Source organism: Hymenobacter sp. M1-2 (assembly GCF_057808495.1).
In genome coordinates, this window is record NZ_JBTYZO010000004.1 from 26584 (window position 1) to 40094 (window position 13511).

The 13511-nt window shown below is 58.4% G+C and carries 12 protein-coding genes and 1 other RNA gene; 2 read left to right on the forward strand and 11 right to left on the reverse strand.

Going from position 1 to position 13511, the window contains the following annotated elements; genetic code table 11:
* Positions 1 to 25: 25 nt before the first annotated feature.
* From ACYSMN_RS05285 to ACYSMN_RS05295, 3 genes are all read right to left on the reverse strand, one after another.
* On the reverse strand, positions 26 to 625 hold the full coding sequence (locus ACYSMN_RS05285; RefSeq protein WP_488922807.1) for an SMI1/KNR4 family protein: 600 nt from the start codon (positions 623 to 625) through the stop codon (positions 26 to 28).
* Between the two features lie 261 nt (positions 626 to 886).
* Positions 887 to 2017 carry an alanine dehydrogenase gene (ald, locus tag ACYSMN_RS05290; RefSeq protein WP_488922808.1) on the reverse strand — a complete coding sequence of 377 codons (1131 nt, stop codon included), beginning with the start codon at positions 2015 to 2017 and terminating at the stop codon, positions 887 to 889.
* Between the two features lie 224 nt (positions 2018 to 2241).
* On the reverse strand, positions 2242 to 3015 hold the full coding sequence (locus ACYSMN_RS05295) for a DUF1573 domain-containing protein (protein WP_488922809.1): 774 nt from the start codon (positions 3013 to 3015) through the stop codon (positions 2242 to 2244).
* Positions 3016 to 3230: 215 nt separating this feature from the next.
* Between ACYSMN_RS05295 and ACYSMN_RS05300 the strand changes: the two genes are divergently transcribed.
* The gene (locus ACYSMN_RS05300; protein WP_488922810.1) at positions 3231 to 5651 is read left to right on the forward strand and encodes an alpha-ketoacid dehydrogenase subunit alpha/beta; all 2421 of its coding nucleotides are present in this window, start codon (positions 3231 to 3233) and stop codon (positions 5649 to 5651) included.
* Positions 5652 to 5722: 71 nt separating this feature from the next.
* Here ACYSMN_RS05300 and ACYSMN_RS05305 read toward each other — a convergent pair whose 3' ends face one another.
* Positions 5723 to 6283, reverse strand: coding sequence for a hypothetical protein (locus ACYSMN_RS05305; protein ID WP_488922811.1), 561 nt, complete (start codon positions 6281 to 6283; stop codon positions 5723 to 5725).
* Positions 6284 to 6400: 117 nt separating this feature from the next.
* On the opposite strand from ACYSMN_RS05305, the gene ACYSMN_RS05310 reads away from it, so the two are divergent.
* On the forward strand, positions 6401 to 7402 hold the full coding sequence (locus ACYSMN_RS05310) for an acyl transferase (RefSeq protein ID WP_488922812.1): 1002 nt from the start codon (positions 6401 to 6403) through the stop codon (positions 7400 to 7402).
* Between the two features lie 100 nt (positions 7403 to 7502).
* Here the strand turns inward: ACYSMN_RS05310 and ACYSMN_RS05315 are convergent, their stop codons facing one another.
* The 7 genes from ACYSMN_RS05315 to aroQ all read right to left on the reverse strand — a co-directional run bounded on the left by ACYSMN_RS05315 (position 7503) and on the right by aroQ (position 13397).
* A complete protein-coding gene (locus ACYSMN_RS05315; protein ID WP_488922813.1) occupies positions 7503 to 8660 on the reverse strand; it encodes a sigma-54-dependent transcriptional regulator in 1158 nt (385 codons plus the stop codon).
* Between the two features lie 460 nt (positions 8661 to 9120).
* An RNA gene (gene rnpB, locus ACYSMN_RS05320) (RNase P RNA component class A) lies at positions 9121 to 9577 on the reverse strand.
* Positions 9578 to 9751: 174 nt separating this feature from the next.
* Positions 9752 to 10219, reverse strand: coding sequence for an IS200/IS605 family transposase (tnpA, locus tag ACYSMN_RS05325; RefSeq protein ID WP_488922814.1), 468 nt, complete (start codon positions 10217 to 10219; stop codon positions 9752 to 9754).
* A 191-nt stretch (positions 10220 to 10410) separates the two neighbouring features.
* Positions 10411 to 10878 carry a ribonuclease HI gene (rnhA, locus tag ACYSMN_RS05330; protein WP_488922815.1) on the reverse strand — a complete coding sequence of 156 codons (468 nt, stop codon included), beginning with the start codon at positions 10876 to 10878 and terminating at the stop codon, positions 10411 to 10413.
* 90 nt (positions 10879 to 10968) lie between these two features.
* Positions 10969 to 11538 carry a MarC family protein gene (locus ACYSMN_RS05335; RefSeq protein WP_488922816.1) on the reverse strand — a complete coding sequence of 190 codons (570 nt, stop codon included), beginning with the start codon at positions 11536 to 11538 and terminating at the stop codon, positions 10969 to 10971.
* 131 nt (positions 11539 to 11669) lie between these two features.
* Positions 11670 to 12734, reverse strand: a complete 1065-nt coding sequence (locus ACYSMN_RS05340; RefSeq protein WP_488922817.1) for an aminotransferase class V-fold PLP-dependent enzyme — start codon at positions 12732 to 12734, stop codon at positions 11670 to 11672.
* Positions 12735 to 12950: 216 nt separating this feature from the next.
* A complete protein-coding gene (aroQ, locus tag ACYSMN_RS05345; RefSeq protein WP_488922818.1) occupies positions 12951 to 13397 on the reverse strand; it encodes a type II 3-dehydroquinate dehydratase in 447 nt (148 codons plus the stop codon).
* Between the last annotated feature and the right edge of the window lie 114 nt (positions 13398 to 13511).

The window sequence follows — 13511 nt, forward strand, 5'->3', positions numbered from 1 at the left end:
AAGGTATTGTGGGCAAGCGAGAACGTTATTCGGTGGTGAAGCGGATGCTTTGCCCGTCGGGCAGGTCCTTGATTTGACGGTAAAAATCAGCTAGCCACGCCAGGCGCTCCGCCGCGCCAATGGCCTTCAGACTAGGAGCTGGGCTCTTGTCGGCAGTTACGCAGAACGGTGGGTACACGCTCAGCAACTCTCCCGGCCGCAGCACACCGCCCAGCTGCTGAAAATTGCGCAGCGGCTCCATGTCCAGCGCATCCACCGGAAATTTCTCGGCTCCAAACAAGAAGTGCTTGAAATCCACTTCCAAATCAGCCAACTCGCCAGTTTCGGTATCGAGCCAGAATACGGCGTCGCCGCGCAGCAGGAATTGGTTGCCCACGCAGTCCTGCCCAAATGGAATGTCTGTTTCGAGCACCTCATCATACGTGCGCCAGAATGCGCCTTCGCCCTGCCAGGCGGCAGCCAAAGAATGCCAGCTTGGCTCGTTCACGCAGCCCCGCAGGTGCAGCCCACCAAAGTAAGCCACTACGCCATTTTGCTCACGCAGGAAAGCCTGCAAATAGGAGGGAAGGCGCGCGAAGCTCACAAGGTCCGTTAGCTCGCCGCCGGTATAGATAATGCCTTTCACTGGGGTTGATTAAAAATTGAGAATTAAAAATTACTGGATGGTTGAGCAGGATGTTTGATCGGACGGAACAAGAGACGTTGAGGTTGCTCTGCGTGCGCTAGTACTTGGCACGGGTCAGCCCTTTGGCGGTCCGCAAACGGCAGCAACGATACGCGAAGCGGGAGCTTCGCGCTACAGTCCTCAACGAAAATCAAAAATTGAGCGTCCTAGCAAGCCTTAAGCCGCCAGAACGCTCAATTCTTACTTTTTACTTCTCAGTTCTTAATTGACTCCCACGCTTTCCAGCACGTTTTGTACGTCTACCAGCGGCAGGTTCCAGGCGTCGGCCACGCCTTTGTACACCACTTCGCCATTCACCACGTTCAGGCCGAGGCGCAGGGCTTCGTCGCGGCGGCAGGCTTCCTGCCAGCCAAAGTTGGCCAACTTCACGGCGTAGGGCAGCGTGGCGTTGGTCAGGGCCAGGGTGGAAGTGTAGGGCACGGCACCGGGCATGTTGGCTACGCAGTAGTGCACGATGTCGTCGATGATGAAGGTCGGGTTTTCGTGGGTGGTGGGCTTGCAGGTTTCGATGCAGCCGCCTTGGTCCACGGCCACGTCCACGAGCACGGTGCCGGGGCGCATGGTCTTGAGCATCTCGCGGGTGATGAGGTGCGGCGCTTTAGCACCCGGAATCAAGACGGCGCCCACTACAAGGTCGGCGGTTTTGATGGCTTCGCGGATGTTATACTCGTTGGAATACTGCGTTACTACGTTCTTGGGCATGAAGTCGTCCAGCTCGCGCAAACGGTTCAAGCTGATATCCATGATGGTCACTTGCGCGCCCAGGCCGGCGGCAATTTTAGCGGCCTGCGTACCCACGATACCACCACCGAGCACCAACACGTGCGCGGGCTTCACGCCGGGCACGCCGCCCAGCAGAATGCCGCGGCCTTTGAGCGGCTTCTCCAAGTATTTCGCGCCTTCCTGCGGGGCCATCCGGCCAGCCACTTCACTCATCGGAATGAGCAGCGGCAGCGCGTGGCTCGGCAGCTCCACGGTTTCGTAAGCCAAGCAAACTGCCTTCCGCTCTATCATGGCGTGGGTCAGCTCCTCGCTGCTGGCGAAGTGGAAGTAGGTGAACAGCAGCTGGTTTTCCTTGATGAGCGGATACTCTTCGGCAATCGGCTCCTTTACTTTTACTATCATTTCGGCCTTGGCGTACACCTCGGCAATGCTAGCCAGCAAAGTGGCGCCCGCCTGCTGATATTCGGCGTCCTCGAAGCCGCTGCCCAGGCCTGCCGTGCTTTGCACGTACACTTCGTGGCCGTGCTTGCGGAATTCAGCTACTCCGGCGGGAGTGAGGCCGACGCGGTTTTCGTTGTTCTTAATTTCTTTCGGTACGCCGATAATCATGGCAGGACGGGGAAGTGAAAGTGGGGAGGAATTGAAGGCTGCAAAGATAGGCACCCGAGCTGTCATTGCGAGGAGGCACGACGACGCAATCCTTCCTCTCGCCGATACAAATTCTCTTACACAAACAAGCCCTTGACGTTAGCGTACGTCAAGGGCTTGTCGGTTTGTCAGGTTTCGCGCTTCGAGAGGAAGGATTGCGTCGTCGTACCTCCTCGCAATGAGAGCTATTTAAACGGCACGACGGCGCTGTTTTCCTTTACTATGCTGCTGCCGTTCAGGTCACGGACCACGTTGGCTTTGATGGTCAATTTTACGTCGCCGTTCAGGTCGTTGGAAGTCAGCGTGGCTACGTCCGTCATTTGGCCGATTTGGCGCTGAGCATACAGGAGTTCTACTACTGCGCTCTGGCCGGGCTGAACAGTGGGCGGCACCGTTTTGTAACCGATGCAGTTGCAGCTGGAAGTCAGCATGCCTAGTTCCAGCGGCTGTTTGCCGGGGTTTTTCACCGTGAACTTGGCCGTTAGTTGTTGCCCGGATTCCATCTTGCCGAAATCGTGCGTGGTGCGGTCCAGCACCAGGCGCGGCGACTGCGCCAACTGAGCGGGTGTGAGCGTGGCTTTGATTTCTGATTTAGTTACCACGTCGCCTTTGATGGTGAGCACCGTGCTAGGCGTACTGGCGTTGCTGGTCACGGTGACGGTTTTGGTGAAGATGCCCGGCCGGCCGGCGCTGCTGTACATGGCCCGAATAATGCCCGACTTGCCGGGCAATACTGGCGTCTTCGTCCAATCAGGCGTGGTGCAGCCGCAGGAAGCTTGCACGTTGGCTATCACAATGGGTTGATTGCCGGTGTTTTTGAACTTGAACTCGTGCGTGGCCATCGTGCCTTCGGGCACTCGGCCGAAGTCGAAGGCTTCCTTTTCGAAAGTCATAACACCTTGGGCGCGGGCGCCGAATGCCAGCAGTACGCAGACTAGGAGGGAGGTAACGTGTTTCATAAAGCGTAGGTCAGCAACTACAAATGAATGACAAATGAAGCCGGCGGGCCGAGTCGGCCGTCGACATCGTCAAAGATATACAAAAACGCTCCGGCTTCGTAAGTCTGAGCGCAACGAAAGCTCCCGGTCAAATCCGTACTTTTGGGGGCCTGTTTCCTGGAAGCAGGCGCTCCGACCCGTTTTTCTTGGCATCACTCCTCCCACCCATCCACTTTATGCCCACTACCGAATCTGCCGACCTGATGGCTACTGCCACTACCCTGAGTAAAGACGAACTGCTGCACGACTACCGCCTAGGCTGGGAAAGCCGGCACGCTTCGCTGGCTGGTCGGAAGGAAGTGTTTATGGGCAAAGCCAAGTTCGGCATCTTCGGCGATGGCAAGGAACTGCCGCAACTGGCCATGGCCCGCGCCTTCCAGCCCGGCGACTGGCGCTCCGGCTACTACCGCGACCAAACTTTCATGCTGGCTGCCGGCGAACTGACGCTCCAGCAGTACTTCGCCCAGCTCTACGCCCACCCCGACGCCGAAGCCGAGCCCGCCACCGCCGGCCGCGCCATGAACGGCCACTTCGCCACTCGCATTCTGGACGAAGACGGCAACTTCAAGAACCTCGCACAGAGCAAGAATTCATCGGCCGATATTTCGCCCACGGCTGGCCAGATGCCGCGCCTCGTGGGTCTGGCGTACGCCTCCAAGCTCTACCGCCACAACCCCGAGCTGCGCCAGTTCGACCAATTTTCGGTGAATGGCAACGAGGTGGCGTTTGGCACCATCGGCAACGCCAGCACTTCCGAGGGCATGTTTTTCGAGGCGCTGAACGCGGCGGGCGTACTCCAGATTCCGCTGCTGATGAGCGTCTGGGACGACCATTACGGCATCTCCGTGCCGGCCGAGTACCAGACCACCAAGCAAAGCATTTCGGCCGCGCTAGCTGGTTTGCAGCGCGAGGGCGAAGGAGAATCGGGGTTCGAGATTTTCGTGGTGAAAGGCTGGGATTATCCGGCCCTGCTTGATACCTACCAGCGGGCGGCCGAGCTGTGCCGTACGCAACACGTGCCGGTGCTTATTCACGTCACGGAAGTAACGCAGCCGCAGGGCCACAGCACCAGCGGCTCGCACGAGCGGTACAAGTCCAAGGACCGGCTTTCGTGGGAAGAAACGCACGATTGTCTGCGCAAAATGCGCGAATGGCTGCTGGCCGAAGGACACGCCTCCGAAGACGAGTTGAACCAGATTGAAAACGAGGCCAGGGAAACCGTGAAAGTGGCCCGCACCGCCGCCTGGAACGAGTTCTTCAACCCCATCAAGCAGGAGCGCGACGAAGTGGTGGCGCTGCTCAACAAGCTGGTGGCTGAAACCGGCACCGAAAATAGCCTGCACGAGCTGGTAGAGCACCTGGAGCATAACCCCACACCCATCCGCGCCGACCTGGTACGCACCACCCGCCGCGCCCTGCGGCAAGTGCGTGACCAACGCAGCACGGCCCGCCTTAACCTGCAAAACTGGCTGGAGCAAGCCCTGGCCGAAAACGCCGACCGCTACAATTCCTACCTCTTCAGCCAGAGCGAAGAAGCGGCCCTCAACATCGAAGAAGTGAAGGCTGAATTTGCGCCCGACGCGCCGCAGGTAGACGGCCGCGAGGTGCTGCACGCCTGCTTCGATGCCAATTTCCAGCGCGACCCGCGCATTTTCGCCATCGGGGAAGATGTGGGCCGTATCGGTGATGTGAACCAGGCTTTTGCGGGTTTGCAAGACAAGTTTGGCGAGCTGCGCGTGACCGATACCGGCATTCGGGAATGCACCATCGTGGGGCAGGGCATTGGCGCAGCGTTGCGCGGGTTGCGGCCCATCACCGAAATTCAATACCTCGATTACCTGCTCTACGCCATCCAGATTTTGAGCGATGACGTGGCCAGCCTGCAATACCGCACGAAGGGCGGGCAAAAGGCGCCGCTCATCGTGCGCACCCGCGGCCACCGCCTCGAAGGCATCTGGCACAGCGGCTCACCCATCCAAATGATTCTGGGCTCCATCCGCGGCATGCACCTCTGCGTACCCCGCGACATGACCCAGGCTGCCGGCTTCTACAACACGCTGCTCCGCGCCGACGAGCCCGCCATTGTCATTGAGTCTCTCAATGGCTACCGTCTCAAGGAGCGGATTCCGACGAACGTGGGCGAGTTTACGGTGCCGCTCGGCGTGCCGGAAGTTCTGCGCGAAGGCACCGACATCACGGTCGTGACGTACGGTTCTATGTGCCGGATCGTGCTCGACGCGGCCAAGCAGCTGGCGGAAGTGGGCATTTCGGTGGAAGTGCTGGACGTGCAAACCCTGCTGCCTTTCGATCTGGAACACGTTATCACGGACAGTATCCGCAAAACCAGCCGCGTACTCTTTACTGATGAAGACGTGCCCGGCGGCGGCACGGCCTACATGCTCCAACAGGTGCTCGACGACCAGGATGCCTACCGCTACCTCGACTCGGCCCCGCGCTGCCTCGCCGCCCAGGCGCACCGCCCGCCCTACGGCTCCGACGGCGACTATTTCAGCAAGCCCAACGCCGAAGACGTATTCGACGCCGTGTACGAACTGCTCCAGGAAGCCGACCCCAAACGCTACCCAGCCATTTACTAGCCTTCTAAACCAAACGCCCCACCGGCTGCGATAGGCGCGGCCGGTGGGGCGTTTGGTTCGTTTTCTGTTCTTTACGGCTGCACTATGAAGGTGCTCGTCGTGATGGTGTTGCTCCGATTTAGCGCTCGGTCTTTGATGCTGACTACGAACCGTACTTCGTCGCCGGGCTGGAAGGGGGCTCCTAACGAGAAGCGTATCTTGAAACGCAAATCACCTTTCAGCGGGGCTTCCCGGTCGGGGTTGGGCTCTAGGCGCGGGAAACGGCTATCGTATTCGCCCACGAAGCCAAACGGTGGCGGATTCACCACATCCACGAACGTGTTGCCCTCTTTCCGCTGGGGCTGAATGAAGTAGTTGTAATGGTCGGGATTTCTAGCACCTCCGGGAAGTAATTCCTGGTAAGGCGGCAGTGTATCGGTATCAGAAAGGCCCAAATCACCATCGCCATCCTCGAAAGAAACAACGAGCGTAACCCGGTCGAAGACGCCCGTAATGGTATCAACCCGCTGCACTATCAGATCCTTGAACTTGATTTCGGGGCTGTCGGGGTAGCTTGGTGGATCGATGCAAGACGATAGGGCTAGGCTACCGGCCAACAGGGATAACAAGCCCGCGCAAAAAGTACGAAACATGGTCATAGAAAGCTGGAAACTGAAGAATGGGCTGCCGGGGCAGCAGGCAAAAGGTACGACTTCTCAACGAAGCCAGGACGTAATTGTTATTCTCTCTGCAAACCCCGCTGTGTTGTAATGAGTTTCCGCGAAGAATACCTGAAGAATCTGCCGAACATAACAGGCGCCACGGCGCCTGACGTTGCGTTGCGCCTGTTTTATCATCAGGCGGCCAACTGTCCGCCGTATAGAGCCTATTTGGCGGCGCTTGGTTGCAACCCTACCACCGTGCGTCAGCTAACGGACATTCCGTTTCTGCCCATCGAATTCTTCAAAACTCACGATGTGCGCACCGAGCCGGCCAGCTGGGAGCCGCAGGAAACGTTTCTGAGCAGCGGCACCACGCAACAGCAGCGCAGCCGCCACCACCTCCGCGACCCGCAACTCTACCGCCACAACGCGGCCCGCATCTTCGAGCACTACTACGGCCCGCTTACCGACTGGACTTTCCTGGCGCTGCTGCCCTCGTACCTGGAGCAAGGTGGTTCCTCGCTGGTGGCCATGGTCGATTATTTCGCTCGGGAGTCGGGGCAGAAGCAGGCGGCTTTTTTCCTGCGCGACCATGCCGCGCTGCTGCAAACTCTGGGACAAGCCAAGCGGGAAGGCAATAAAGTACTGCTGTTCGGGGTGAGCTACGCTTTGCTCGATCTGGCTGCGGAGTATGGCCCCGTGCCGGAACTGCAACAGCTCACAGTGCTCGAAACGGGTGGCATGAAGGGCCGCCGCCGCGAAATGATTCGGGAGGAACTGCACGAGGAGCTGCAACGCGCTTTCGGCCCCGTCGGTATTCATTCCGAATACGGCATGACCGAGCTGCTGAGTCAGGCCTACAGCTTCGGCGATGGTCGTTTCCACGCGCCACCCCAACTGCGTGTCCTCCTGCGTGACCCCGCCGACCCATTCTCCGTCAGCGAAACCCGCCCCGATGGCGCTATCAACGTCATCGACCTCGCCAACGTGGACTCTTGCGCCTTCATCGAAACCAAAGACCTGGCCCGCCTGCACCCCGACGGCTCCTTCGAAGTGCTAGGCCGTTTGGATAATTCGGACGTGCGCGGCTGTAATCAAATGGCCACTTAGTGCCTTGTGCTTGGTGCGTAGTGCTTAGGTTGTTCTACTACTTTACTACTGATTGATAGAATGAGCCAAGCACTATGCACCAAGTACTACGCACTAAAAACTACTTTCCCGCAAACGCCTTAGCGTCGCTTTCGGAGATGGTGTCGTCGCTCATGATGACGAGGCGCTCTACCACGTTGCGCAGCTCGCGGATGTTGCCGCGCCAGTCCAGGGCCTGGAGGTATTTGAGGGCGGCGGCATCTATTTTTTTGGGCTTGTTGCCGTAGTCGTTGGCAATGTCCTGGAGGAACTTCTGGATGAGGTCCGGGATGTCCTCGCGCCGGTCGTTGAGGGCGGGCACCTGGATGAGGATGACCGAGAGGCGGTGGTAGAGGTCTTCGCGGAAATTACGGTCGGCTATTTCCTGGAGCAGGTTCTTGTTGGTAGCGGCCAGCACGCGCACGTTCACCGAAATCTCCTTCTCGCCGCCTACGCGCGTGATTTTGCTTTCCTGGAGCGCCCGCAGCACCTTGGCTTGCGCCGAGAGGCTCATGTCGCCGATTTCGTCGAGGAAGAGCGTGCCGCCATCGGCCTGCTCGAACTTGCCGATGCGCTGCTTCACGGCCGACGTAAAGGAGCCTTTCTCGTGCCCAAACAGCTCCGACTCAATCAGCTCCGAGGGAATGGCGGCGCAGTTCACTTCTATCATGGGGCCACCGGAGCGGTTGCTTTGCTCGTGCAGCTGGCGGGCTACCATTTCTTTGCCCGCGCCATTGGGGCCGGTGATGAGCACGCGGGCATCGGTGGGGGCTACTTTCTCAATGGCCTTGCGCACGGCGTTGAGCGCGTCGGAGTTGCCCACCATCTCGGAGCTTTTGGCAACTTTCTTCTTCAGCGTCTTGGTTTCGGCTACCAGCTTGGTGCGGTCCAGGGCGTTGCGCACCGTCACGAGGAGGCGGTTGAGATCTGGCGGCTTTTGCAGGAAATCGTAGGCGCCTTTCTTGGTGGCATCGACGGCCATTTCCACGTTGCCGTGGGCGGAAACCATGATAAAGGCCGAATCCGGCGCCACGATACGGGCCCGCTCCAGGACTTCGATGCCGTCCATCTTGGGCATTTTGATGTCGCAGAGCACCACGTCGTACTTGTCGCGGATGAGCATGTCGAGGCCGGTGGGGCCATCCTCGGCTTGGTCTACTTGGTAGCTTTCGTATTCAAGAATCTCCTTCAGCGTGTTGCGGATGGCCTTTTCGTCGTCGATGATGAGAATGCGGGGCATGAGGAAGCAAAAATGGTAGCGGCAGCGAATGTAGGGCGGAAATCCGTGTCAAGCTACTGCTTGGCCGCCTAGCCTTGCGCCAGAATTCTGCCTTCAACCAATCAGCCCAACGTAATGCGCCAGGGTCCTCAGTCAACCTTCACCCTGCTCGGAAGCATTTACTTCTGCGCTGGTACAACCTTGACCGAGGGCAGAAGTAAATGCTTCGGGGCAGGGTCAACCTTGACCGAGGGCAAAAGCAAATGCTTCGGGGCTCGTGCAAGCTTAACCCAGGGCAGAAGTAAATGCTTCCGGGCAGGGTAAAGGTTGACCCTGCTCAGAAGCATTTACTTCTGAGCAGGGTCAACCTTTACCCTACAGATGCTTTCAGGCCTGTGTATCTGTCCGCTCCTGCCCCGACTACCAGACGGCTGCAATGCCAAACGGCCGCCGCAGCCGAAGCAGCGGCGGCCGTTGGAGCCGGGGTGATGAGTCTGTAAGCCGGGTTTTGTACGCCGCCCCGAAGGGCCGCGCCTCCACCATTTATCTAGGCCAGTCCTCGCGGAAAGGCTCCATCAACCTACCCGCCAACGCCGGACGAGCCGCCCGGTACGCCCTCGCAGGGCGCGTGTTGGCTTATTTGGTCTTTCAACTCCTGAGGTTTACCCAGCCGGACGGGTCACCCCGCCGCTGGTGCGCTCTTACCGCACCTTTTCACCCTTACTTCTAAGCTCCAAGCGGTAGGCTTTCAGCGGCAAGCGCGGGGCTTGCCGCTTACGGCTTGACGCTCCAGAAGCGGTACTTTTCTGTGGCACTGGCTGTCCTAGCTTGCTTTACGCTCACCAGTCCTTCCCGTTAGGAAGCAGGGTGCTCTGCGTTGCCCGGACTTTCCTCGTCGCCGGCTGTAACCCCGGCGCCGCGGTGGAGCGACTCATCACGCGGGCAAAGATAGGCGCTTGGGTGTAAACAGGGAGGAAAAGCTTATTCGTCCTCAGCGAGCGAGCTAGCCTTAACTTGACTCTTCAGCAGTACGACAAAGCCCCGGAGGGGCGACATATCGGTAGAAAACGTGCTACTAGAACAACCGAGCCCTGTAGGGGCGGCACCACTTCTCACGCCTCATCCGGTGAGGTAAACAGATAGGCCGGATTGTATTCCACGTCAAAGCTGTCCAGCAGGAGCCGATATTCTTCCCCGAATGTGCGTTTTGCGTGGTGCTCCTGTTGCTGCTCGATGTACCGAATGACAGCGGGCAGCTGAGACGCGCCGTAGGAGAAGGCGCCGTAGCCTTCCTGCCAGGAAAACTTGGTGGGAAGCCAATGCTGTTCATTGATGAACCTGGCGGAGTTGGCTTTAATATCGCGCATCAGGTCAGACAAGGCTTGGTCTGGCCGCAGGCCGATGAGTAGATGCAGGTGGTCGGGCATGCCATTGATGGCGAGTAGCTTTTGGCCTTGGTTCGTCAGGATGCCGGTGATGTAGCGGTATAAGGTGGCGGCATGTTTCACCGAAATAAGGGAGGCCCGACCCCGCACCGCAAACACAATGTGGAGGTGGATTTGCGTGTACGTGTTAGCCATAAGTTCTGAAAGATGTGCCGCCCCTACGGGGCTTTGGAAACATAAAGACAGCTGTTACTACCGATATGTCGCCCCTCCGGGGCTGGTGGTTATCAATATAGGCAAGCAATGAAAATAATAGCCAGCAGGTATAAATCTGTCTACCGGCACCTGTCTACCGGCTGTTGGGGGATGCCAGGTAAACCTGCTTTCTACCCTCGCTTCGCCTCAATCAGCTCGTAGCCTTCGTCGATGAGCAGGCCGGTGCCGGTGGCGCTGCGTACGGCTAGCTGGTCGCACCGCTCGTTTTCGGGGTGGCCGTTGTGGCCGCGCACCCACCGGAACTGCACGGTGCGCTGGCGGTACACTTTCAGAAAGCGCCGCCACAGGTCTTCATTCGCCTTCTTGCCGAAATCGGTCTTCTTTTCCCAGCCAAACAACCAGCGTTTCTCCACCGCATCTACCACGTACTTCGAATCCGTAACGACGGTAATGGGCAGCTCGGGGCGCGTAATGGCCTCTAGGCCCTTGATGACAGCCAGCAACTCCATGCGGTTGTTGGTGGTGAGGCGGAAGCCCTCGGTCAGCTCCTTCTCGTGTTGCCCGAAACGTAGAATAGCCCCGTAACCCCCCGGCCCCGGGTTGCCCCGCGAAGAGCCATCAGTGTATAGGTAAATCATGGTTAAATGGCTGAATGGTTAAATGGCTGGCCGTTCAAACCGCATCTTGAACGATTAACCATTTAACCATTCAGCCATTTAACCATGCTTTCAAAAATTACTCTTGAAGAGTTTGATGGCAATGGCCAGCAGAATCACGCCGAATACGCGGCGCAGGATGTCTTCGCCGGCCTTGCCGAGTTTGCGCTCTATCCAGGCGCTGCTTTTGAGCACGATGAAGACGAACACCAGGTTCAGGCCGATGCCGACCAGCACGTTGGGCAGGGAATAGGCAGCGCGCAGGGAGAGCAGCGTAGTCATGGTGCCGGCACCCACGATGAGCGGAAACGCCAGCGGCACAATAGAACCCGTATTGGCCAGCGGATCGGACTTGAATAGCTCGATGCCGAGTATCATCTCCATGCCAATGAGGAAAATGATAATGGCGCCTGCCAGCGCAAACGACTGGTAATCGACTCCAAACAACGACAGAATGCTCTGCCCCAGAAACAGAAACACCACCATCAGCACGCCCGCTACCAGCGTGGCCTTCTCAGAATGGATTTTGCCCTCGCGCTGCCGAATCTGGATGATAATCGGGATGGACCCCAGAATATCAATCACGGCAAAGAGCGTGAGCGTGACGGAGAAGATTTCCTTGAGCGAGAAAAGCGTCTGCATAACAGCAAAACAGTAGCGCGAACCGGAGGAAGGCGGAGCCAAGCTCCAGCTTCGCGCCTCGTTGAACGATGTCGTTGAGAAAGTTAGCCAGCAGCGCGGACGATGCGCGAAGCTGTAGCTTCGCGCTACACTCAGGCGAATTCCTTGGCGAAAAACTGCACCAGCTGCTCGAAAGCGGCATCGGGGATGGCGGGAAAGTTGGCGATGCGCAGGCTGCCCGCTTTCCAGTTGCCGTAGCCGTTGCCGAGGTGCAGCCCTTGGGCCAGGGCACGACGCTTCACCTCATCAATGAGTGTAGGCGCACCTTGCAGGCCCACAACGGTGGTGGAGCGGGTTTCGGGGTTGCTGATGAGTGGGGTGAGCTGGGTAGCCTGCTCGAAGTAGTCGTAGAGCTTGGTGGCGCGGTCCTGCAAGTGCTGGTGCACGACCTTGATGGCGGGCCGGTCTTGCAAAGTGCGGAACAGCAAGTAAATGCCAAGCACGTTGGGCGTGTGCGTGGTTTGCCAGTTGAGCATCTTCTCGTACTGGCTTACCAGCGAATTGTAGTGGCCCCGCTCGTTTATTTCGCGCAGCCGCGCCACCGCCCGCGGCGAGAGTATCATGATGGACAGGCCCGCTGGCAGCCCGAAGCACTTCTGCACCGAGCCGTACCACACGTCGGCCTTGATGTACTTCATCTGAATGCCGCCCAGCGAGGAAGTGGCATCCACGGCCAGCAGTGCCGAACCGAGGCGGTTGTAGAGGTTGAGGATGAACCCATCGCGCAGCTGCGTAGCGTTGCTGGTTTCGTTCTGGGTGATGCAGACCAGGTCGGTTTCGTCGTCGGGCAGGGGCAGCGCGGCCACGTCGGGCACCTCATCAACCCCAAACGGATAGCCGACGGAAGCGGGACGAATGGCTTTGGCGTACTCATACCATTTCTCGCCGAAAGCGCCGCTGTAGAGGTGAAAGCTCTTGCGCGGCGTGAGGCTCTGGGCCAGCACCTCCCAGCACTCGGTGGCTGAGTTCATGAAGAACACAGTGTAGTCCTGGGGCACGTGCAGCTTGTTTTTCAGCTCCTGCACGGTTTGACGCATGAGGTTGGTGAACCGCTCCCCACGGTGCGGCGCCGAGAGCCAGCCCTCGTCAAAAGCATCCTGCAAGTACTGGCGCACCTGCGGATACACCTGCGAAGGACCCGGATTGAAAGTATACATAGGAAGGAAAGTCTAAGGAAGCCGCAAAGGTAGGAGCCAACCTCTGTCATTGCGAGCAACGCGAAGCAATCCTTCCTCTACGTGCTGAGAATGTTACTTATCAGCCAAGCCTTTGGCGTTAGTGTGCTACACCCTGGCGTTAAGAGGCTCTCGCTTCAGTGGGCTTGTCGCACGTAGAGGAAGGATTGCTTCGCGTTGCTCGCAATGACAGTTAGGCTACACTTTAAATCCCACTCGTTTCGGGCGGAGGCTTTCGAAGTATTGGATGGCGAGGCGGTAGCTTTCTAGCTTGAAGCCGCTGATGCTGCCCAGGCAGTGTTTGCCGAGCAGGCTTTTCTGCCGGAATTCTTCGCGGGCGTGCAGATTGGTTAGGTGCACTTCGATGACGGGGGTGTTGATAGCGGCTACGGCATCGGCGAGGGCCACGCTGGTATGGGTGTAGCCGCCCGCGTTGAGCACGATGCCGTGGTAGGTGTAGCCCACTTCGTGCATTTTGTCGAGCAGCTCGCCTTCGTGGTTGCTTTGAAAGTATTCGATGGTGACGTCGGGGAAAGCAGTGCGCAACTCCGGCAGGTAGTCGTCGAAGGAGCGGGTGCCGTAGATGCCGGGCTCGCGGCGGCCGAGCAGGTTGAGGTTGGGGCCGTTGAGAATGAGGAGCTGCATGGGTTAAATGGTTGAATGGTTAAATGGTTGATTTCAAAAAGCCAACCATTCCCTAGCGGTGCTGATGAAGGCTTCACTAAACTTGCGCGAATATCCGCAGGACTCAGCGCCAGA